General features: G+C 66.4%; 17 protein-coding genes. 13 read left to right on the top strand and 4 right to left on the bottom strand.

What is annotated here, in order from left to right:
- Positions 1–61: 61 nt before the first annotated feature.
- The 12 genes from EV560_RS29235 (at position 62) to EV560_RS29180 (ending at position 15,365) form a co-directional block, all read left to right on the top strand.
- Positions 62–382, top strand: a complete 321-nt coding sequence (locus EV560_RS29235) for a hypothetical protein (protein ID WP_131859364.1) — start codon at positions 62–64, stop codon at positions 380–382.
- Positions 383–672: 290 nt separating this feature from the next.
- Complete coding sequence (locus tag EV560_RS29230) at positions 673–1,008, top strand: hypothetical protein (protein WP_131859363.1); 336 nt, start codon at positions 673–675, stop codon at positions 1,006–1,008.
- Positions 1,009–1,165: 157 nt separating this feature from the next.
- Positions 1,166–2,659: an IMP dehydrogenase gene (gene guaB, locus EV560_RS29225; protein ID WP_131859362.1), complete on the top strand. Its 1,494-nt coding sequence runs from the start codon at positions 1,166–1,168 to the stop codon at positions 2,657–2,659.
- A gap of 13 nt (positions 2,660–2,672) precedes the next feature.
- The gene (locus EV560_RS29220; protein WP_131859361.1) at positions 2,673–3,083 is read left to right on the top strand and encodes an MAPEG family protein; all 411 of its coding nucleotides are present in this window, start codon (positions 2,673–2,675) and stop codon (positions 3,081–3,083) included.
- A gap of 206 nt (positions 3,084–3,289) precedes the next feature.
- Positions 3,290–4,543, top strand: coding sequence for an efflux RND transporter periplasmic adaptor subunit (locus EV560_RS29215; protein WP_131859360.1), 1,254 nt, complete (start codon positions 3,290–3,292; stop codon positions 4,541–4,543).
- Positions 4,543–7,680 carry an efflux RND transporter permease subunit gene (locus EV560_RS29210; RefSeq protein WP_131859359.1) on the top strand — a complete coding sequence of 1,046 codons (3,138 nt, stop codon included), beginning with the start codon at positions 4,543–4,545 and terminating at the stop codon, positions 7,678–7,680. Before EV560_RS29215 ends, EV560_RS29210 begins: the two co-directional genes overlap by 1 nt.
- 170 nt (positions 7,681–7,850) lie before the next feature.
- Complete coding sequence (locus tag EV560_RS29205) at positions 7,851–8,870, top strand: DUF2865 domain-containing protein (RefSeq protein WP_131859358.1); 1,020 nt, start codon at positions 7,851–7,853, stop codon at positions 8,868–8,870.
- Between the two features lie 290 nt (positions 8,871–9,160).
- Positions 9,161–10,135, top strand: a complete 975-nt coding sequence (locus EV560_RS29200; protein ID WP_165923701.1) for a DUF2865 domain-containing protein — start codon at positions 9,161–9,163, stop codon at positions 10,133–10,135.
- 178 nt (positions 10,136–10,313) lie between these two features.
- Positions 10,314–11,324 (top strand): extracellular solute-binding protein, encoded by a 1,011-nt coding sequence (locus EV560_RS29195; protein ID WP_131859356.1) that lies wholly within the window; start codon positions 10,314–10,316, stop codon positions 11,322–11,324.
- 88 nt (positions 11,325–11,412) lie between these two features.
- Complete coding sequence (locus EV560_RS29190; RefSeq protein WP_248312256.1) at positions 11,413–13,017, top strand: ABC transporter permease; 1,605 nt, start codon at positions 11,413–11,415, stop codon at positions 13,015–13,017.
- Between the two features lie 172 nt (positions 13,018–13,189).
- Entirely contained in the window at positions 13,190–14,944 is a 1,755-nt protein-coding gene (locus tag EV560_RS29185) for an AsmA family protein (protein WP_131859354.1), read from the top strand.
- 124 nt (positions 14,945–15,068) lie between these two features.
- A complete protein-coding gene (locus tag EV560_RS29180) occupies positions 15,069–15,365 on the top strand; it encodes a hypothetical protein (protein WP_131859353.1) in 297 nt (98 codons plus the stop codon).
- Here the strand turns inward: EV560_RS29180 and EV560_RS29175 are convergent, their stop codons facing one another.
- A complete protein-coding gene (locus EV560_RS29175; RefSeq protein WP_131859352.1) occupies positions 15,366–15,992 on the bottom strand; it encodes a hypothetical protein in 627 nt (208 codons plus the stop codon).
- 66 nt (positions 15,993–16,058) lie between these two features.
- Entirely contained in the window at positions 16,059–18,773 is a 2,715-nt protein-coding gene (gyrA, locus tag EV560_RS29170; protein WP_248312268.1) for a DNA gyrase subunit A, read from the bottom strand.
- Positions 18,774–19,075: 302 nt separating this feature from the next.
- Here gyrA and EV560_RS29165 point away from each other — a divergent pair, with 302 nt between their 5' ends.
- Complete coding sequence (locus EV560_RS29165) at positions 19,076–19,708, top strand: MarC family protein (protein ID WP_131859350.1); 633 nt, start codon at positions 19,076–19,078, stop codon at positions 19,706–19,708.
- Between the two features lie 11 nt (positions 19,709–19,719).
- Here the strand turns inward: EV560_RS29165 and EV560_RS36145 are convergent, their stop codons facing one another.
- Positions 19,720–20,229 carry a GNAT family N-acetyltransferase gene (locus tag EV560_RS36145; protein ID WP_207908144.1) on the bottom strand — a complete coding sequence of 170 codons (510 nt, stop codon included), beginning with the start codon at positions 20,227–20,229 and terminating at the stop codon, positions 19,720–19,722.
- Positions 20,226–21,404 carry an E22 family MetX-like putative esterase gene (locus EV560_RS36140; RefSeq protein WP_207908143.1) on the bottom strand — a complete coding sequence of 393 codons (1,179 nt, stop codon included), beginning with the start codon at positions 21,402–21,404 and terminating at the stop codon, positions 20,226–20,228. The genes EV560_RS36145 and EV560_RS36140 overlap by 4 nt, the downstream gene beginning before the upstream one ends.
- Positions 21,405–21,573: the final 169 nt, after the last annotated feature.

Raw genomic sequence — 21,573 nt, 5'->3', positions numbered from 1 at the left:
ACAGTCGTCTGCTCAGTCAGACGATAGCGGGGCGCATTCACCTCACGTTTCGGAGGTTGCCATGCTCAACTCGTCCCAAGCCATCACCGATCGGCTGACCTTCGGCGCACTCGGGCTCGCCATGCTCGGTGGCGTCGCGCTCATTGCTGCGCCCTCCCCGGCCAGCGCCGCGACGACCGATTATGCGGCCGCGTGCCATTTCACTTCGACGCCGCAATATGAAGGCGCGGACCGCGACTACGATCCCTGCATGCACATGCGGGACTGTCAGATCCTCGCAAACAAGGCCGGGCACATGATGTTCGCCGATGGCTGCTTCGGCGTTTCGCCCGATCGGGTCTACGCGCAGGTACCGACAGCGCATAGCTCGCTGAGGCGTTGACCGGACGATCGCCCGGCCGGGTCCATGGAGCCGTCCGGGCGCCCATCACCTAACAAAAAGGCGCTCGCGTCCGGAATAGGCCCAGCCCTCCGGGCGCGACACCCATTTGGCCAGCTCGAGAGCCAGAGTAATGCGCCGGCTGCATAACAGCATCGTGAAACTCGGGACTGTCATGCATTTTTGATGGTCACCATACGCCGCGAAGCCACCATCTAACGCTTGCCTCGCATCCACGCGAAGGCACGGCTGGACCTCTCTCCAGCCAGGAATGTTCGCCCAAGAGGTGGTTTATGACTAGCCAAGCAATGAATACGCCGGTTCTGCGTCGCGTCAGTGGTGCCCGGCTCGGGCAGGCAGCGCTCATCCTCGGCGCGGCCTGGGCGCTTTCCGCCCTGGCGCCTGCGCCGGCCAAGGCGATGGACACGGATTGGAAGAAGGTGTGCACCTTCGCCTCCTCGCCGCAGAACTATGGCGATGCGAACAGGGAGCGTTTCTGCATGCAGCAGAATAACTGCCAGGCCCTGGCCGATGCCCAGGGCAGCACCTATACCGGCGCCGGCTGCTTCATGGTCGCCCCCTCGGCCAAGGCCGCTCCGCAGGCTGCGCCGCGTTCGACCAGGCGCTGAGCGCCTTCGGCCGCGCCGCGTTGCACAAGCCACGCGGATTTTTTCGATCACGCTCTAGCGGCCGGGCGCGGCGCGTGATAACGGGCCTCGTCAACTCGGTTGCGGGCGGCCTTGCTCGCACCTGCACAATGCCGGTCAGGCCGGCCCGGAGTTGACGATGACCATCCATACCGACGGCCTTATCCGCGACGGTCTCACCTTCGACGACGTGCTGCTCGAGCCCGGCCCCTCCGAGGTCATGCCGGCCGATGTCGACATCACCACCAAGCTGACCAAGAGCATCTCGCTCAACCTGCCGATCATCGCCTCCGCCATGGACACGGTGACCGAGGCGAACATGGCGATCGCCATGGCCCAGGCCGGCGGCCTCGGCGTCGTCCACCGCAATCTCGAGGCCGACCAGCAGGCCGAGCAGGTCCGGCTCGTCAAGAAATACGAATCCGGCATGGTGATGAACCCGATCACCATCTTCCCCGACGAGACGCTGGCTGACGCTCTCGCCATCATGAAGCGCCATTCGATCTCGGGCATCCCGGTGGTCGAGCGTGGCCCGCAGGGCCATAAGGGCAAGCTCGTCGGCATCCTGACCAATCGCGACGTCCGCTTCGCCGCCAACCCCGACCAGCCGGTCCACGAGATCATGACCAAGGACCGGCTGATCACGGTGCGCGAGGGTGTGACGCAGGAGGAGGCGCGCCGCCTCCTCCACCAGTTCCGCATCGAGAAGCTGCTCGTCGTCGACGACCATTTCCGCTGCATCGGCCTGATCACCGTCAAGGACATGGAGAAGCAGGTCGCCCACCCGAACGCCGCCAAGGACGCGCAGGGCCGCCTGCTCGTCGCGGCCGCGACCACGACCGGCGATCTCGGCTTCGAGCGTTCCGAGCTGCTGATCGATGCCGGCGTCGACATCATCGTGGTCGACACCGCCCATGGCCATTCCGCCAAGGTGCTCGATGCCGTCAGCCGCGTGAAGAAGCTCTCCAATGCCGTGCAGGTCATCGCCGGCAATGTCGCGACCGCCGGCGGGGCCCAGGCCCTGATCGATGCCGGCGCGGATGCGATCAAGGTCGGCATCGGCCCGGGCTCGATCTGCACCACCCGCATCGTCGCCGGCGTCGGCGTGCCGCAGCTCACGGCAGTGATGGACGCAGCTTCCGCGGGCGCCAAGGCCGGCGTGCCGATCATCGCCGATGGCGGCATCAAGTATTCCGGCGATCTCGCCAAGGCGCTTGCAGCCGGCGCCTCCTGCGCCATGGTCGGCTCGCTGCTCGCCGGCACCGACGAGACGCCCGGCGAGGTCTTCCTCTTCCAGGGCCGTTCCTACAAATCCTATCGCGGCATGGGCTCGGTCGGGGCGATGGCACGCGGCTCGGCCGATCGCTATTTCCAGCAGGATATCAAGGACTCGCTCAAGCTCGTTCCCGAAGGGATCGAAGGCCAGGTAGCCTATAAGGGCCCGGTCTCGGGCGTGCTGCACCAGCTCGCCGGCGGCCTGCGCGCCGCGATGGGCTATGTCGGCGGCAGGAATCTCGAGGATTACCGCAGCAAGGCCCGCTTCATCCGGATCACCAGCGCCGGCCTGCGCGAGAGCCATGTCCATGACGTGACCATCGTGCGCGAGAGCCCGAACTATCCGACGCGGTCCTGATCGGGCCGCGGCCATGACGATCAAGCTGATCTATCCGGCGCTCGCCCAGATCCTCTGGACCCTGGTCGTCCTGGGCATCGTCTTCGCGCGCCGGCGCCGCGCCTTCCTCGACAAGGCGGTGCGGCCTGCCGATGTTGCGGTCTCGACCGAGCGCTATCCCGAGCCCGCCCGGCTGGCGGCAGCAAACTATGCCAACCAGTTCGAGGCGCCGGTTCTCTTCTACGCGCTGATCATGGTCGCGATGGAGGTCGGCGCGGTCGGCACGGCGATGGCCGTGCTGGCCTGGCTCTTCGTGCTGTCGCGCGTGGTCCACACGGTCATCCATGTCGGCTCCAACCGGCTGCACCTGCGTGCAGTCGTGTTCGCCTTCGGCGTGGCATGCTTGGTATGCATGTGGATCGGCATACTCGCCACGATGCTATGAAGTAGACGCAGCGCGAATGCTGCACATGCGAACGTATTCGCGGTTGAAACCGGTCACAACCGCGCTACACTACGTAATAACTCCTCTTAGACGCTTGCGCACCATACCGGCCGGCTGCATGCTAAGTCCTTGCGGCTAGGACGGTTTGGGGGACGACCGTTCCGAATGGTTCAGGGGCTTGTCCTCCCTCTGGCGCAAGGTTTCGTATGGCAGTTCTGACTTTTGGACGCGTAGCAGTCCTGGCCGTCATCGGTACGGTCGGCCTCGGCGCGGGTTTCCACTATACCGGCAGGCAAGTACCCTGGCCGCTCGACCGCCTTCCCTATGGCAAGCTTATCCCGCCCTATGCGGAGGCGGCGCAGCGCCCCGCCAATGCGCAGGCGAACCGCTCCGCGACGCCGCAGCGGCCGCCGGTCACCATCGTCACCGCCAAGGTCGAGCGCAAGCCGATGCCGGTCAGGCTCGATGCGATCGGCACCGTCCAGACCATCTCGATGGTCAATGTACGCTCTCGCGTCGACACGCAGATCACCGAGGTCGGCTTCAAGGATGGCGGCTATGTGAAGAAGGGCGATGTCCTCTTCCGGCTCGATTCCCGCCTGGTCGAAACATTGCTCAGGCAGGCCGAGGCCAATGTCGCGCGCGACAAGGCCTTGCTCATCTCGGCCGAGTCCGAATTGCGCCGGGCCGAGGAACTCGCCAAGCGCGAATTCGCCACCGACCAGCGGCTCGACACGGCCCGCGCCGGCGTCGCGACCTTGCGAGCCAGCATTCGCGCCGGCGAAGCGGCGGTCGACGGGCTCAAGGTCCAGCTCACCTACTACACCATCACCGCCCCAGTCTCCGGCCGCATCGGCGTCGCCGGCCTGAAGGAAGGCAACATCGCCAAGACCGGCGACAACTCCACGGTGCTGGTGACGATCAACCAGATCGATCCGATCTATGTCTCGTTCTCGCTGCCTCAGCGCCACCTCTCCGATATCCGGGCGGCGATGAATGCGGGCACCGCATCGGTGCTGGCGACGCAGCATGGCGCGCCGGCTGGTGTCGAAGGAAAGATCGCGGTGATCGACAACCTGGTCGACGCCACGACCGGCACGATCCAGATGCGTGCCGTCTTCGACAATCCCGAGGAGTCGCTCTGGCCGGGCGCTCTGTGCCAGGTCCGCCTCACCCTGCGCGTCGATCCGGAAGCGCTGACCGTGCCGCGCGAAGCCGTCCAGAACGGCCAGAACGGCACCTTCGTCTTCGTCGTCGAGGACGGCATCGCCCGCGCTCGCCCGGTCGTGGTTGACCGCATGATCGATGAGCGCGTCGTGCTGACATCCGGCCTCAAGGGTGACGAGACGGTGGTGATCGACGGGCAGTTGCTGCTGACCGAAGGCGCACGCACGGTCGAGCGCAGCTCCGGCCGCAGCCCGCCTGCCACCCTGACCTCCCAGCGCGGGAGTGCCGGCTGATGAACCTGCCCGAAACCTGCATTCGCCGTCCGGTGATGACGACGCTGCTGATGGCGACGTTCCTGATCTTCGGGTTCTTCGCCTTCCGGCAATTGCCGGTCGCGGCCCTGCCCCGCGTCGATTTCCCGACGATCAATGTCAGCGCCCGCCTGCCGGGCGCGAGCCCGGAGACGATGGCCTCCTCCATCGCCGCCCCGCTCGAGCGCGAATTCGCCTCGATCTCGGGCATCACCGCGATGTCCTCGGTCTCGCAGCTCGGCTCGACCTCGATCACCCTGCAATTCGACCTCAACCGCAATATCGACGGCGCCGCGCTCGACGTGCAGGCGGCGCTCAGCGCGACGACGCGACGCCTGCCGCCCGAGCTCCCCGCCCCTCCGAGCTTCCGCAAGGTCAACCCGGCCGACCAGCCGGTGCTGTTCATGGTGCTGACCTCGGCGACCAAGCCGCTCTACGAGGTCCACCAGTTCGGCGAGAACATCCTGCAGCAGCAGATCTCGCAGCTGCCCGGCGTCGCCCAGGTCAATATCTTCGGCGCGCAGAAATATGCAGTGCGCGTGCTGGTCAATCCCGACGCGGTCTCGGCCCGCGGCCTTGCCCTGAGCGACGTCCGCAACGCCATCGCCGCCGCCAACTCCAACTCGCCGGTCGGCACGCTCCGCAGCGACAACCAGAGCACCGTGATCGGCGCCACCGGCCAGATGGAACGTGCCGGGGAATATGGCAACCTGATCATCGCGCAGAAGAGCGGCGTGCCGATCCGGCTCGAGGATGTCGCGCAGGTCTACGATTCCGTCGAGAACAACCAGACCGGCAGCTGGTTCAACGGCCAGCGCTCGATCATGCTGGCGGTCTACCGCCAGTCGGACGCCAACACCGTCCAGGTCGTCGACAGCATCAAGGCGCGCCTCGCCTCCTATCGCGAGCAGCTGCCGGCCGCGATGGATCTGCACGTCCTCAACGACCGCTCGATCCCGATCCGCGAGGCGGTGGAGGATGTCGAATTCTCGCTGATGATCGCGATCGCGCTCGTGATCATGGTGATCTTCCTGTTCCTGAAGAGCCTTGCCGCAACCCTGATCCCGACGCTGGCGCTGCCGATCTCGCTCGTCGGCACGTTCGCGATCATGTACGCGCTCGGCTATTCGCTCGATAACATCTCGCTGCTGGCGCTGACCCTCGCAGTCGGCTTCGTCGTCGACGATGCCATCGTCATGCTGGAGAACATCATCCGGCATATCGAGATGGGCAAGAAGCCGTTCCAGGCCGCGCTCGACGGCTCGCGCGAGATCGGCTTCACCATTCTCTCGATCACCATCTCGCTCGTCGCCGTCTTCATCCCGGTCTTCTTCATGGGCGGCGTGGTCGGCAAGGTCTTCGTCGAGTTCGCCGGCACGATCGCGGCCGCGATCATCGTCTCCGGCTTCGTCTCGCTGACGCTGACGCCGATGCTGTGCGCCCGCTTCCTCAAGGCGCATGACCACCACAAGCGGCCGAACCTGCTGGAGCGCATCTTCGAGGCCGGCTTCCAGGGCATGCTCGGCGCCTATCGCTGGACGCTCGACGGTGTGCTCAAGGCCCGCTTCCTGATGCTGCTGGTGACGCTCGGCACCGTCTATGTTTCGGTGCAGCTCTATTCCGACATCCCGAAGGGCTTCTTCCCGACCGAGGATACTGGCCTGCTGCGCGCCTCGACCGAAGGCCCGCCCGACACCTCCTTCGAGGCGATGGCGGCGCGCCAGGTCCGCATCGCCGAGATCGTCAGGTCCGATCCGGCCGTCGAATACCTCACCCATAATATCGGCGGCTTCAACGCCACCAATAACGGCTTCATGTTCATCGCGCTGAAGCCGAAGGAGGAGCGTGGCAAGGCCGAGGAGGTGATCTCGAGGCTGAGGCGCGCCACCGCCGAGGTGCCGGGCATCACCGCGGTCTTCCAGCAGGTCCAGAACATCAACCTCAATGCCGGCCGCTCCTCGCGCGCGCAGTATCTCTATTCGCTCCAGGGGCCGGACCTGAACGCCCTCTTCTCGTATGCGCCGCTGATGCAGCAGCGGCTCTCGCAGCTGCCGCAGCTGCGTGACGCCAATATCGACCTGCAATTGCGCAACCCGCAGCTCTCGGTCGAGATCGACCGCGAGCGCGCCGCCAGCCTCGGCATCACCAGCGACCAGATCAGGCAGGCGTTGGGGAATGCCTTCGGCTCGCGCCAGATCGCCACGATCTTCACGCCCGCGACCGACTACCAGGTCATCATGGAGGCGAACCGCGCCTATCAGCAGGACCCGGCCGTGTTGTCGCGCCTGCTGCTCAAGGCCTCGAACGGGCTGAACGTGCCGCTCGAGGCCGTCGCGACGATCAAGCCCACGGTCGGCCCGCTCGCGGTCAACCGCATCTCGCAGCAGCCGGCGGTGACGATTTCCTTCAACACCGCGCCCGGGATCTCGCTGGGCGACGCGGTCAACGCCATCCGCGCCGCCGAACGCGAGATCAACCTGCCGGCCTCGATCGTCACCAGCTTCGCCGGCTCGGCCCAGCTCTTCCAGGATGCGCTGAAGGGCCAGGGCCTGCTGATCTTCGCCGCGATCCTGGTGATCTACATCATCCTCGGCATCCTCTACGAGAGCTTCATCCACCCGATCACGATCCTCTCCGGCCTGCCCTCGGCCGGCCTCGGGGCACTGCTCGCGCTCGAATATTTCCACATGGATCTCTCGGTGATCGCGATCATCGGCATCCTGATGCTCGTCGGGATCGTCAAGAAGAACGCGATCATGATGGTCGATTTCGCCATCGAGCGACGCAAGCAGGGCGATGACGCGCTGACCGCGATCCGCGAGGCGGCACTGGTGCGCTTCCGGCCGATCATGATGACGAGCTTCGCTGCGATCTTCGGCGTGCTGCCGATCGCGCTCGGCCATGGCGCCGGCGCCGAGCTGCGCCAGCCGCTCGGCATCGCCGTCGTCGGCGGCCTCATCGTCTCGCAGATGCTGACGCTCTACATCACGCCAGTGGTCTATTTCTATCTCGACAAGGTCGACACCTGGCTCTCCGGCCGCAACCGGGCCGAGCGGGCGGATATCGCCGCAGGAGGCGTGCCGGTCGCGGTGCCGCAGGCCGTCCACCGGGATATTTGACGCTATTTAAGTATTCCCATTCACCAAAGCGTCACGAAAACAGGCAATTCGCGCAGAGATCCGACGATTCTCTGCGTGATGCCTCAAAGGCGCCGTTGTCTCTTAAAGACCGGCAAACCACGGATTTCACATCAAATGCGAGTGACCTGACCCCGGTGGGAGGCGCCGCAATGCTGCGCGTGAGTGAAGTCTTCCAAGGGCAAGGCCCGGCTGCGCAGGGCGGCCCCGCCCCGGTTCACCGACATCGCACGGCGCGTCTCGCAGCGCTTGGCCTGCTCGGCCTGGCGCTCGGTGCCGGCGGCATGGCCTTGACGGTTTCGTTTGTTCAGGCGGAGGACGATGCCGGTATCCGCGCCTTCTTCCGCGAGGAAGCGGCCCGGCGCGCGCAACAGGGAGGCGGCCCGAGCGCCTATGCGCCGACGACGCATGGCTGGCGCTTGCCGCTCTTCGGCACCAATCCCGATGGCAGGATCCCGCACCCGCCGGTCGCGCTCGAAAGCGGCAGGCCGCGCGGCGACGGCAAGGGCCGCCCGGGCCGCCACGACACCGTCTCCGGCGCCGCCAACGTCGCCCGCACCATCTGCGTGCGCTTGTGCGACGGCTATCACATGCCGATCGGCCATTGGCGCTCGCAGGCCGATTTCAGGGCGCAGGAGGCGCTGTGCTCGGCAATGAACCCGGGCATCCCGGTCAAGCTCTTCCGGGTTGCCGCCGGCGCGACCACGATCGACGGCGCGGTCGCGGCCGATGGCAAGACCTATGGCTCGCTGCCGGTGGCCCATGGTCATGAGACCTCCGCCGATTCCGCTTGCCGCCCGGCGATTCCCTCCCCGGGCGAGCGCCGCGTCTCGCTGCTGCGCGACTTCACCTTGCGCCCGGGCGACGCGGTCGTGCTCGACGGCAAGGTGACGACCTTCGAGGGCTCGACGAGCTGGCCCTACAGCACGCGCGATTTTCGTGAGTTCCGCAGTTCGTCCGAACTCAGCGCCGGTACCCGCCGGATGATCGACGAGACGGTCGGCGTCTCCAGCCGCGAGGCCATGATGCGTTCGCTGCGCCGGGACATGGACGTGCAGGAAGCCCGGGTGAAGGACGACGCGCCCGTGCTGCGCGGCCGGCTCGGCTCCGGGCCCCTCGCCTCGGCCGCGCCGTCCGCGATCCGCCAGATCGTCATCGCGCCGGAAACCTGACCGGCCTGGCGCAAGCCTCCTCTGCGATCATCGAGCTTGGCGCACCCTGCGCCCGTTAAGCATCGCGCCGTTTTGGCGTGCAGCGCCGCCACCGCGGCGTTGATGATTAACGCAAAGTAAACTACACCCATTCCTGCGGCGGACAGAAACAAGCGTGCAGTGGAGTCGACGCGATGTTGCGTGTCCGTGAAGTCCCGGGGCAGGCGAGCCTGCCTGCGGCAGAGCCTGCCGATGCCATCATTGCGCCAGCTCTCCCGAAGCGGTCGTCGCGCTCGTTGCGGCTTGCCGCCATGACCGCACTCGGATTGGCGCTGGGCGCCGGCAGTGCGGTCCTGACCGTCTCCATGGTCCAGGCCGAGGATGATGCCGGCATCCGCGCCTTCTTCCGCGAGGAGGCGGCGCGCCGCGCCCAGCAGCAGCAGCCGCGTGCCGCCTATGGCAGCGTCACCGCCTATGCGCCGGCCCGCAATACCTGGACTCTCCCGCTGTTCAATTCCGCGCCGAACGGCCGCATCGCCCATCCGCCGATCGCGCTCAACCCGTTCAAGCGCCATACGGCAGCCGAGGCGCCGCGCCGCCAGCCGAGGCACACCAGGATCGTCGGCCTCGACACCGTCTCCGGCGCGGCCAATACCGCCCGCACCATTTGCGTGCGCATGTGCGATGGCTTCCATGCCCCGATCGGCTATTTGCGCGCCCAGTCGGATTTCAAGGCGCATGAGGCGCTCTGCCAGGCGATGAATCCCGGCATTCCGGTCAAGGTCTTCCGCGTCCCGGCCGGCGCCAGCTCGATCGACGGCGCCGTCTCGCAGGACGGCAAGACCTATGGCTCGCTGCCCGTCGCCTATGGCCATGAGCGCTCTGCCGATCCTGCCTGCCGCCCGGCCATCGCCGCTGCCGGCGAGCGCCGCGTCTCGCTGTTGCGCGACATCACCTTGCGTCCGGGCGACAGCGTCGTGCTCGACGGCAAGGTCCGCACCTTCACCGGCGCCACCCACTGGCCCTATAGCATCCGCGATTTCGAGGATTTCCGCGGCTCGCGTGAGCTCAGCGCCAGCCAGCGCCGCATGATCGACGAGACGGTCGGCATCTCGCGCCGCGAGGCGCAGATGCAGACGCTGCGCCGGCAGATGCGCACCCGCGAGGCCGCTTTGCACGACGAGAACCTGCTGAGCGACGCCTTGCCCCTGCGCGGCACGCTCGATCCGCAGGTCCGCGGTCCCGTGCGCCTGATCGAGATCAATTCCGGCGGCGAGCCGCGCTGAAGGCAGGCCGCCGCGCCGCGGCATGTATTCTTTTGAACTAATCTAAGCTGAATACACTTTAGAATCGATCTAACCGATTGATTTATAACGGCTTCTTGTATTGACCCATAGTCGTACGACTTGTACCGCTCCTCCGTCACGAACCCGTAGCGGGCCGTAGAACCCGATGGAGCGAACCATGATCGACAAGACAATCTCCGTTCTTGCCCTGGCATCATGCCTGCTCGCCACGCCCGCGCTGGCGCAGAGCGTCAATCTCTACACCACCCGCGAGCCGGCCCTGCTCAATCCGGTGCTCGAGGCCTTCACCAAGGATACCGGCATCAAGGTCAACGCCGTGTTCCTGAAGGACGGGCTGCAGCAGCGCGTCCAGGCCGAGGGCGCCAACAGCCCCGCCGACGTGATGCTCGTGGTCGATGTCGGCGAGATCAATGCGGCCGCCGACGCCGGCATCACCCAGCCGGTCAAATCGGCCGTGGTCGACAAGACCGTTCCCGCAGCCCTGCGTGGCTCCGGCGACAGCTGGGTGACGCTGACCCAGCGCGCCCGCGTCGTCGTCGTCTCCAAGGATCGCGTGAAGCAGGATGCGATCAGCTATGACGAGCTCGCCGATCCCAAGTGGAAGGGCAAGTTCTGCATCCGCGCCGGCCAGCATCCCTATAACAACGCCTTCTTCGCCGCCTATCTCGCCCGCAACGGCGCGGAGAAGACCGAGACCTATCTCAAGGCGCTCAAGGCCAATGCCGCCCGCAAGCCCGGCGGCGGCGATCGCGACGTCGCCCGCGACATCCAGTCCGGCCTCTGCGACATCGCGATCATCAACACCTACTATATCGGCCTGATGAGCCAGGCGACGAACGAGCAGAAGGGCTGGTACGAGGCGATCAAGCCGCTGAAGACCTCCTTCACCGGCGGCGGCACGCATGTGAACGTCTCCGCCGCGGCGATCGCCAAGAACGCGCCGAACAGGGACAACGCCGTCAAGCTGATCGAGTACATGCTCGGCGAGAAGGCGCAGACGCTCTATGCCGACGGCAATTTCGAGTTCCCGGTCAATCCCGACGTCAAGGAAGCCGCGGCGGTGAAGCTGCTCGGCGCGCTAACGCCCGATACGCTGCCGCTCGGCGATGTCGCCAAGAACCGCAAGGCGGCGTCGGAGCTCGTCGACAAGGTCGGCTTCGACAACTGACCCCGGGCATTCGTTGAGCCTGAACGCAACGCTTTCGCCTTTGCGACGGCCGTCACTTCGGTGGCGGCCGTCGAGCCGTTTTGTCTGGGTGTCGATCCTCAGTGCGGTTCTTGTCGCCCTGCCGGTGCTGTCACTCGCCTGGACCGCCTTCTCGCCCGAGGCCGTCGAGATCTGGCCGCATCTCGCCGCCAATGTCCTGCCGACGGCGCTCGCCAATACGGCGGCGCTGCTCCTCGGCGTTGGCCTGCTCTGCGCCCTGATCGGCGTCGCCACCGCCTGGCTGGTGACGCAATACGAGTTTCCCGGCCGCGCCGCCTTCGAATGGCTGCTGGTGCTGCCGCTCGCCATCCCGACCTACATCACCGCCTATATCTACGTCGAATTCCTCGGCTTCCAGGGCCCGTTGCAGACCGCATTTCGGGCGCTGACAGGCTATCGCTCGCTGCGCGATTACTGGTTCCCCGATCCGCGCAACCTCGCCGGCGCGATCTTCGTCATGACGATCGTGCTCTACCCTTACGTCTATCTCAGCGTGCGCGCCCTGTTCAGCCAGCAGAGCGCGACCATCATGGAAGCGGCGCGCACGCTCGGCGCCTCGCGCTGGCCGCTGTTCCGGCGCATCGGCCTGCCGATGGCGCGCCCGGCCCTTGCCGCCGGCCTGACGCTGGCCCTGCTGGAGACGCTGAACGATATCGGCGCCAGCGAATATCTCGGCGTGCGTTCGCTGACGATCTCGATCTACACGACCTGGCTCAACCGCAATTCGCTCGCAGGCGCGGCGCAGATCGCCTGCGTCATGCTGATCATGATCGTCCTGCTGGTCGCCATCGAGGCGCGGCTGCGCGGGCAGCGCCGCTTCGCCATTCCGGTGCGCCAGCCGCGCGGTCTCAGCCGCCGGCCGCTCGCGGGCCGCAAGGCGCTCGGCGCCAGCCTCGCCTGCGCCCTGCCCGTGCTGCTCGGCGCGGCGCTGCCGATCGGCTTCCTGTTCAGCGAAGTGCTGGCGCGCGGGCTCCTGTTCAAGGTCGATGGCGCCCTGTTGCGCAATCTTGGCAATGCCCTTCTGCTCTCCGGCATCGCCGCTGCGCTCGTGGTCGCGCTCGGGCTCGGCATCGTCGCCGCGCGCCGCCATGGCCGCGAGACCTGGCTGCCGGCGCTTACCCGCCTCGCCTCGCTCGGCTATGCCCTGCCGGGGACCGTGCTGGCGCTCGGCCTGCTGGTGCCGCTCGCCAGCTTCGACAATGCGCTCGCCAACGCGGTTCGGGCCTGGTTCGGCGTCAATCCCGGCCTCGTCCTGATCGGCTCGGGCGCGGCACTCGTCATCGCCTATGTCGTGCGTTTCCTGGCGATCGCGATCTCCGGCATCGAGAGCGGACTGTCGCGCGTCTCGCCGCGGCTCGACGATGCAGCCCGCGCGCTCGGCGCCAATGCGAACGAGGTGGTGCGGCAGGTGCATTGGCCCCTCGCGCGCCCGGCCATCGCCGCCGCGGCGCTGCTCGTCTTCGTCGATTGCCTCAAGGAACTACCCGCGACCCTGCTGCTGCGGCCGCTCAATCTCGAGACGCTCGCCACCACCGTCTATGGCCATGCCTCGCGCGGCGTCTTCGAGGACGGCGCGCTCGCCGCCCTCCTGATCGTGCTCGCCGGCCTCTATCCCGCCATCATTCTGGCACGAGCCGGTGGCACGAGGGCGTGAACGTGACATGCGTGAGGCGCCGCGGAGGGCCTCACGCCTGAGCATCGACCCTGAAACCGCTGGAGACAGCGCGAGTTAGCCGCCAAAACTCGACAATTCTCCAGCATCGTCATAAACCGTTTACGCTTGGTAGCCGGCGCGATTCTGGCTGCCGCCCCTCCCCAGGGCCCATATGACACGACGCGCGTCCATCCTCGCCTATACGCTCGCGATTGTTTTGGTCCTGCTCGGTCTGCAGAACTGGAACATCGCGGTCGGGCATATCGAGCGGCATGTCATTGCCGGCATCGAGGATCGCACCGGATTGAAGGTGACGGCGCTCGAGCGCGCCGAGATCGCCTTCCTGCCGCTGCCGCGCGTCAGCCTCTCGCATGTCAGCTTCACCAAGAACGACGGCACGCTGGCCGGCAAGGCGGTCAGGCTCAGGGCCCATGCCCGCCTGCTGCCGCTCCTGCTCGGACAGCTCTCCTTCGAGCGCATCGACCTGGTCGTGCCGGAGATCAATGTCGCACTGAGCGGGCCGGAGGACGGGCTTGCAAGCTGGTTCGCGACACCGCTCGCCTATCTCACCAGCCTCAAGAACCAGAGCCGCATCGTCATCAGCTCCGGCTCGATCTTCGCCCGCTCCAACGGCGCGATCCGCACGACATTGCGCGACGTCAACATCGTCATCGACGATCGCGAAGCCTTCGAGCCGATCGTCCTTGCCGGCTCGGTGAACTGGCGCGGCGTCCTGACCGAGATCAACGCGACCTGGCCCGTGGCCGGCGAGCGCGCCCGGGTCTCGCTCTCGGCGATCTCCGAGCTCGCCAACCTGCGGCTCGAAGGCATGCGCTCCGGCACGAGCGCGCCGGTCGTCAATGGCCAGCTCACCATCTCGACGCGCTCGCTCCCGGAGCTGCTCGGCTGGTTCGGCGAGAGGCCGCTGGTCGCCGCGGCGATCGCCCGGCTCGAGCTTTCCGGCGAAGCCCAGATCAAGCCGGGCGAGGTCTCGCTCAGCAATGCCAGCGTCAGCCTCGACGGCGACCGGCTCGACGGCGCGCTCACGCTCGGCGAAGCCGGCTCGCGCTGGACGCTGTCAGGCACGCTCGCCGGCGCCGAGCTCGATATCGGCCGGCTCTATGACCGGCTCGACCTGCCCCGCGCCGGCCCGGCCGGCAGCGGCGAGACCCCGCTGGATTTCGACGCCTGGACCGCCCATGACGTCGACCTGCGCGTCTCTGTCGATGCCGCCCGCATCAGCGGCGCGCGCCTGGCCGATGTGGCGACGCAGTTCCTGATCAAGAAAGGCCGGTTCGAGGCCGGGCTGCTGCGTGCCTCCGCCTACGGCGGCAGCGCCAAGGGCCGCCTCCTCGCCGTCAGCGCGCCGAACGGCGTCGATGTCCGGCTACAGGCCGTGTTCGACCGGATCAACCTGACCCAGGGCGGTGCCGACATGCCGGATCTGCCGCGCCTGAGCGGCACCGGCAACCTGCAGCTCAACCTGGAAGGCAGCGGCGCGTCGGCCGAGGACGTCGTGGCCTCGCTCGCGGGCAAGGCCAGCATCGCACTGCGCCAGGGCGAGCTCGGCGGCTTCGCCTTCCATGATCTGCTGCGCCGGGCGGAACGCAACCCTGTCGCGGCGCTGCGCGAATGGCGCCAGGGCAAGACACCGTTCGACAGCGCCGGTGCCACCGCGACCGTCGCCAACGGCGTCGTCACGATCAGCGACGCGCAAATGTCGGGCGCAGCCTACAGGCTGACTCTGGCCGGACAGACCTTCCTGCCCCAGCGCTGGGTCGAGATGAGCGGCCAGCTCGGGCCGAGCAACGGCGCCTTCCAGATCCCGCTCGTGCTGAGGGGCGCGCTCGAGAGCCCGTCGCTGACGCCGCATACCGACGCCGTGCTCACTCCGTCCGGCAGCCTGCCGGCCTCGCTGCTGCGCTGACAGATTTCGGACAGGCTCCAGCCGTGCGGGGGCCTGCCCGGAGCTTCGACGACCCGCGCACGCCGATTGACCAGCGCGCAGCACCATAGTTTCATCGCCGAAACCAGCTCGAAAGCCTCATGACATGCGCGCGCCGACAGGTTCGATCGTAGGGCTCTGTTCCGCCTCGGCCACGATGTTCGCGGTAGGCATGGCGTTTCTCGGCTATTGGGGCGTCCACGAGCCCCTGCCCTGGCGCCCGCGCGACATCGCGGTGGTGACGCTTGCCTTCATCGGCTTCGCCGCGCTGGGCTCGGTGCCCTGGATCGCGACCACGCCGGTGGCCAGCGACGCCGACGAGAAGGTCCAGCCGGCAAGGCGGGCTTTCGGCGTCGGTGTCATTCTGATCTGGCTGTCGGTCCTGGTCGCAATCGTCGGCTAGCTACTGGTAGACCCCGGTCATCAGGTAGAAATGGCCGCTGACATGGCGCAACGTGCTCAACCCGCGCGCCTCCTGGCGCAGCACGCCCTTTCCATCCTCGGATGCGAGCAGCCGGTCCCGCCATGCCAGCGAGCGCTGATCCGGCTCCAAGACGATCTCGCCGCTCTCATCGTAGATCAGCCTCCTGAAAAGATTGGTTACGCCGGCGCCGCCCGAATCGCCCCAATCGAAGGCCTTGAAGCGGGGCGAGACGTCGTCGCGCGGTAAGGCCGCGACAACGCGGTCGTAGCGCTCGCGCGTCAATGCGAACCGCGCCCAAGTCGGATCGAAGCCGAGCTTAACCAGAGCAGAGACCAGCCCCACCGCGATAAGGAGGCCCAGGATCCAGGATGCCAGCCGCCGCCACCGCCGCAAGGCAATGTCTCGTCCCAATGCGAAAAGCAGAAGGAGGATTGCGGGCAGCGCGAGGGCGAGCACCAACGGGGCAAGCAAAATGTACAGACTAAAGATGACGTCGAGTTCTTCCAGGGATGCCAAGAACAGCAGCAACGCGAAAAACCAAACGAAATACCACGCCGTGAAGCCATCGCGTCGGCGCCACGCTTGCCAGCTCGCCAAAACACTCATGCTTCATCCACGCAGTTGAGCCTTAAACGAAAAGGGCGGACCTGCCGGCCCGCCCTTTTCAGATCCTCAGCTCTCCTGCTCCGGCCCGGCATCGGCCTCGGGCGCATCGCCCTCCGCCTCTTCCTCGTCGCCGGCATCGCCGATGCATTCGACCGAAACGACCTTCTCGTCACCTGTCGTGTTGAACACCGTGACGCCCTGTGTCGAGCGGCCGGCGATGCGGATGCGGTTGTTCGGGCCGGCATCCACCGGCACGCGAATGACCTGCCCGCCATCGGTGACCAGCATGATCTGGTCGGTATCGACCACGGGGAAGGAGGCGATCAGCTTGCCGTTGCGCTCGTTGACGACCATGGCGACGATGCCCTTGCCGCCGCGCCCGGTGACCCGGTACTCGAAGGACGAGGTGCGCTTGCCATAGCCCTTCTCCGAGACGGTCAGGATGAACTGCTCGGCGAGCTGCATCTCCAGGCGCTTGGCGCCCAGCTCGACCTCGCCGGCACTCTCCTCGGCCTCGCCATTCGCGGGTGTAGCCTCGGTCTCCTCGGCCTCGCCATTGATGGCCCGGCGCGCGGCAGCGGCATCCTTGAGATAGGTTGCGCGCTCTTCCGGGGTTGCATCGAGATGCTTGAGAATCGCGAGCGAGATCACCTCGTCGCCCTCGGCCAGGTTGATGCCGCGCACGCCGGTCGAGTCGCGGCCCTTGAACACGCGCACCTCGGGAACGGCGAAGCGGATGCACTGCCCTTCCGCCGTGGTCAGCAGCACGTCGTCATGCTCGGAGCAGATCTGCACGTCGACGATGGAATCGCCCTCGTCGAGCTTCATCGCGATCTTGCCGTTGCGATTGACCTGGACGAAGTCCGAGAGCTTGTTGCGGCGGACATTGCCGGTCTTCGTCGCGAACATCACGTCGAGACGCTCCCAGCTCTCCTCGTCCTCCGGCAGCGGCATCACGGTGGTGATGCGCTCGCCAGCATCGAGCGGCAGCATGTTGACCAGCGCCTTGCCGCGCGCATTGGGCGCCGAGAGCGGCAGCCGCCACACCTTCTCCTTGTAGGCCTGGCCCAGCGAGGAGAAGAAGATGATCGGCGTATGCGTGTCGGCGACGAAGAGGCGGGTGACGAAATCCTCGTCGCGCGTCGACATGCCGGAGCGGCCCTTGCCGCCGCGCTTCTGCGCCCGATAGGTCGAGAGCGGCACGCGCTTGATATAGCCGGCATGGGACACGGTCACGACCATGTCCTCGCGCGCGATCAGGTCCTCGTCGTCGAGATCGGAGCCCCAGTCCTGGATCACGGTCCGGCGCGGCGTGGCGAAGGCGTCCTTCACCTCGGTGAGCTCGGTCTTGATGATCGACTGGATGCGGGCGCGCGAACGCAGGATGTCGAGATAATCGGCGATCTCCGTGGCGAGCTTCGCCAGGTCCTCGCCGATCTCGTCGCGGCCGAGCGCGGTGAGGCGCGACAGGCGCAATTCGAGGATCGCCTTGGCCTGCGCATCGGAGAGCCGGTAGGTGCCGTCAGGGTTCATCGGATGGCGCGGGTCGTCGACCAGCGCGATCAGCGGCGCGATATCCTCGGCCGGCCAGTCGCGCGCCATCAGCGATTCATGCGCCACGGACGGAGTGGGCGCGGTGCGGATCAGGCGGATGACCTCGTCGATATTGGCGACCGCGGTGGCGAGGCCGCACAGGATATGGGCTTTCTCGCGCGCCTTGTTGAGCAGGTAGCGCGTGCGCCGGGAGACGACCTCCTCGCGGAACTCGACGAAGGCCGAGATGAAGTCCTTGAGGTTGAGCACCTCCGGCCTGCCGCCGGTCAGCGCGACCATGTTGGCGCCGAACGAGGTCTGCAGCGGCGTGAAGCGGTAGAGCTGGTTCAGCACGACATCGGCGACGGCGTCGCGCTTGATCTCGATGACGACGCGAACGCCCTCGCGGCTCGACTCGTCGCGCAGATCGGAAATGCCCTCGATCCGCTTCTCGCGGACGAGATCGGCGATCTTCTCGACCATCGAGGCCTTGTTCACCTGATAGGGAACCTCGGTGACGATGATTGCCTCGCGCTCCTTGCGCAGTTCCTCGATATGCGTCTTCGCGCGCATCACGATCGAGCCGCGGCCGGTGTGATAGGCCGAATGGATGCCGCTGCGGCCCATGATCGAGGCGCCGGTCGGGAAGTCCGGGCCCGGCACGAACTCGATCAGCTCGTCGATCGTGATCTCCGGGTTCTCGATCAGCGCGATGCAGGCATCGATCACCTCGCCGAGATTATGCGGCGGGATATTGGTCGCCATGCCGACCGCGATGCCGCCGGCGCCGTTGACGAGCAGGTTCGGATAGCGCGCCGGCAGGACTTTCGGCTCGTGCTCCTTGCCGTCATAGTTCGGCTGGAAGTCGACCGTGTCGAGATCGAGATCCTCGAGCAGCGGCATCGCCGCCTTGTCGAGGCGCGCCTCCGTATAACGATCGGCCGCCGGGGAATCGCCGTCCATCGAGCCGAAATTGCCCTGGCCGTCGATCAGCGGCAGGCGCAGCGAGAAGTCCTGCGCCATGCGCACCAGCGCGTCATAGACCGCGAGGTTGCCGTGCGGATGGTATTTACCCATCGTGTCGCCGACGATGCGGGCGCATTTGGTGTAGGGCCGGTCGGGCAGGTTCTTGTTCTCGTGCATCGAGAACAGGATGCGCCGGTGCACCGGCTTCAGGCCGTCGCGGACATCGGGAAGAGCGCGGCTCACGATCACGCTCATGGCGTAATCGAGATAGCTCTTCTTCATCTCGTCGGTGATTGCGATCGGCTTGATGTCGCCGCCCTGCTGCGGCTCGTCCGGCCGCTCGTCGCGCGGATCGTTATCGTCTTCGCTCAAGGGAAAAAGCCCCGATTTACCACTGTTTTTCAGGTCTCTGGCTACCCGATTCCGGCCTGCGAAGCCAGCGAAAGACGAAACTCTGCAGAGAAAATAAAATCCTTATATCGCAATGGATTGCGCGCCGTTTTTGACTCCGTTTCGCACGCCCTCCACAATCCCGCCACGTTTCAGGGATGACGCCGGGTCCGCGGCATGGCTAAGCTCGCTCGATGTTCCTCGAATACCTCTCCTCCGCGCTCGTCACGCTGCTGGTGACGCTCGATCCGCCGGGGCTCGCGCCGATCTTCCTGTCGCTGACGCGCGGCATGTCGGGCGACGAGCGCCGGCAGGTCGCCCTGCGCGCCTGCATCATCGCCTTCTGCATCATGGCCTTCTTCGGCCTGGCCGGCGATGTCGTGCTGAAGGCGCTCGGCGTCTCGCTGCCGGCCTTCCGCATCGCCGGCGGGCTGCTGCTGTTCTGGATCGCCTTCGAAATGGTGTTCGAGCGCCGCAACGAGCGCAAGCAGGCGACCGCCGAGACTGCGATCACCCAGGATCACATCCGCAATGTCGCGGCCTTTCCGTTGGGCATCCCTCTCATGGCGGGGCCCGGTGCGCTGACCGCGATGATCCTGCTCGCCGGCCGCGCCGGTGGCGATCTCGCCATGCTCGGCTCGCTGGTCGCGATCTGCGGCCTGGTGATCCTTTCCTGCCTCGCCGTGTTCTGGCTGGCGGTGCCGATCGCTCGCCTGCTCGGCGTCACCGGCAATGTCGTGCTGACCCGCCTGCTCGGCGTGATCCTGGCGGCGCTCGCCGTGCAGTTCGTCATCGACGGCGTGCAGGCGGTGGTGCGAGGCGGGTAACCGCGCTTCGCTCAGACCGGACGATACATCACATGCAGGCCGACGCGGCCGAGCACCGGATGGGCGAAGGCTCCGGGCACAGTTCCCACGATCTCGAATCCGAGCCGCTGGTAGAGCGTTACGGCAGCGTGATTGCTCTCGACCACGGCGTTGAACTGCATCCCCGCAAAGCCCTGCTCCCGCGCCCAGACGAGCGCATGCCGGCAAAGTGCGGAGCCGACGCCCCTGCCCCGTGCCGAAGTCGCGACCATGAAGCTCGCCGTTGCTACATGTGCTCCGGGGCCGGCGCGATTTGCTCCCATCTTGGCTGTGCCCAGGAGCTGTGGCCCGGCACGGGCGACGACGGTCTGCCCCGGCGGCGCCTCGATCCAGAGATCGCGTGCTTGCGCCTCGCTCATCGCTGGATCGTAAGCGAAGGTTTCCTGCGCCTGAACGATGTCCCGGATAATCGGCCAGATCGCAGGCCAGTCTGCATCCGTGAACGGCCTGATCGCGACAGGCGCCGAGCCCGCTGCGCTCACTTCTCCAGAAACTCCCGGATCGCGCCCTCCGCCTGCTTCATCGAGATCACGCCATCGAGATGCCCCCGGCTGCCCTCGATGAAAACCTGGGTGACGTTGCCGCCGGCCTGCTTCAGCCCATCGGCCGTGCGCGCAATCAGGTCGGGCGTGAAGACGAGGTCCTTCGGCTGGGTGATCAGCAGCACCGGCGCCTTGATCTTCGCCAGCCCCTCCTTGAGCGAGGTCCCGCCGGCAGCAAAGAGCTGGTTCGCCTTGATCAGATAGAGGAAATGGTTGGCGTCGGAGACTTTTGCGCGCGCCTCGCCGGCATTGTCCAGGACGCTCTGGACCTGGAACCTGTTGGCGAGCGCCTTGCCCGGCTCCTCGCCCTCCTTGGCCGGGCGCCGGCCGAAGGTGGCATTGGCCCAGTCGGCATGATTGGCCTGCAAGGTCACGGCGGTGAGCGCCTTGGCGAGGCCGGCAAGGGGCGCCGTCCTGCCGTAGTAATTGCCGTTGTTCCAGTTCGGATCGACCAGGATCGGCGCCGCCCAGACATCGAGCCAGGCGATCAGCATCGCATCGGCCTCGGCCGCGCCGATCACCGGCATCGCCTTGGCGACCATCTCGGGATAGGTCGCAGCCCATTCATAGGTCTGCAGCGAGCCCATCGACGGGCCGGCGACGAGCGCGAGCTTCTTGATGCCGAGGCTCTCGACCAGCGCCTTCTGCACCTCGATGAAATCGCGCACGGTCACGATCGGGAAATCGAGCGCATAGGGCTTGCCGGTATCGGGATCGCTCGAGGCCGGGCCGGTTGTCGTCGTCTTCGGGTCGCCGGTGTTGAGGTTCACTAGCGTGTCGGAGGAGAGAACGAAATACTTGTTGGTGTCGATCGCCTTGCCCGGACCAATGATCGCGTCCCAATAACCGGGCGCGGCGTCCTTGGCATCGTATTTCCCGGCGGCATGCGAGTTGCCGGAGAAGAAATGGCAGATCAGGATTGCGTTGGATTTATCAGCGTTGAGCGTGCCGTAGCTTTCCCAGCCGACCTTGACGTTCTTCAGCGTGCGGCCGGATTGCGTGGTGAAGCTCGGCAGCTCGAAGGTTTTCTTCTCGACCATCAACTCTTGCGCCGCCGCCATTCCCGCCACCATGCTGCAAAGGGCGCCGAGCGCGCCCGCGATCCAGGTTCTCATGCATCGCCCTCCCAGGCACGGCCGTCAGGCGGCCTTGGCGGGCATCAGAGCGGATTTGGGTGAAAGGCGGAAGACGGAAACGCGCTTCCCGTCGCCGCAGACGTCCCTTCTCCCACCCATCCCGGGCTTGCCCGAGATGGGCAGATAGACCTGCCAAAGTCGGGAACAC

The sequence above is a fragment of the Allobosea sp. BK604 genome, assembly GCF_004341515.1.
GTDB lineage: Bacteria > Pseudomonadota > Alphaproteobacteria > Rhizobiales > Beijerinckiaceae > Allobosea.
Note: the sequence above shows the minus strand (reverse complement) of the source record. Positions and strands in the feature narration are given on the sequence as shown.

What these genes read in the sequence shown, in the direction of transcription:
- EV560_RS29235 (WP_131859364.1), top strand. Translation starts at nt 62, where the DNA reads ATGCTCAACTCGTCCCAAGCCATCACCGATCGGCTGACCTTCGGCGCA.
- EV560_RS29230 (WP_131859363.1), top strand. Translation starts at nt 673, where the DNA reads ATGACTAGCCAAGCAATGAATACGCCGGTTCTGCGTCGCGTCAGTGGT.
- guaB (WP_131859362.1), top strand. Translation starts at nt 1,166, where the DNA reads ATGACCATCCATACCGACGGCCTTATCCGCGACGGTCTCACCTTCGAC.
- EV560_RS29220 (WP_131859361.1), top strand. Translation starts at nt 2,673, where the DNA reads ATGACGATCAAGCTGATCTATCCGGCGCTCGCCCAGATCCTCTGGACC.
- EV560_RS29215 (WP_131859360.1), top strand. Translation starts at nt 3,290, where the DNA reads ATGGCAGTTCTGACTTTTGGACGCGTAGCAGTCCTGGCCGTCATCGGT.
- EV560_RS29210 (WP_131859359.1), top strand. Translation starts at nt 4,543, where the DNA reads ATGAACCTGCCCGAAACCTGCATTCGCCGTCCGGTGATGACGACGCTG.
- EV560_RS29205 (WP_131859358.1), top strand. Translation starts at nt 7,851, where the DNA reads ATGCTGCGCGTGAGTGAAGTCTTCCAAGGGCAAGGCCCGGCTGCGCAG.
- EV560_RS29200 (WP_165923701.1), top strand. Translation starts at nt 9,161, where the DNA reads ATGACCGCACTCGGATTGGCGCTGGGCGCCGGCAGTGCGGTCCTGACC.
- EV560_RS29195 (WP_131859356.1), top strand. Translation starts at nt 10,314, where the DNA reads ATGATCGACAAGACAATCTCCGTTCTTGCCCTGGCATCATGCCTGCTC.
- EV560_RS29185 (WP_131859354.1), top strand. Translation starts at nt 13,190, where the DNA reads ATGACACGACGCGCGTCCATCCTCGCCTATACGCTCGCGATTGTTTTG.
- EV560_RS29180 (WP_131859353.1), top strand. Translation starts at nt 15,069, where the DNA reads ATGCGCGCGCCGACAGGTTCGATCGTAGGGCTCTGTTCCGCCTCGGCC.
- EV560_RS29175 (WP_131859352.1), bottom strand. Translation starts at nt 15,992, where the DNA reads ATGAGTGTTTTGGCGAGCTGGCAAGCGTGGCGCCGACGCGATGGCTTC.
- gyrA (WP_248312268.1), bottom strand. Translation starts at nt 18,773, where the DNA reads ATGAAGAAGAGCTATCTCGATTACGCCATGAGCGTGATCGTGAGCCGC.
- EV560_RS29165 (WP_131859350.1), top strand. Translation starts at nt 19,076, where the DNA reads ATGTTCCTCGAATACCTCTCCTCCGCGCTCGTCACGCTGCTGGTGACG.
- EV560_RS36140 (WP_207908143.1), bottom strand. Translation starts at nt 21,404, where the DNA reads ATGAGAACCTGGATCGCGGGCGCGCTCGGCGCCCTTTGCAGCATGGTG.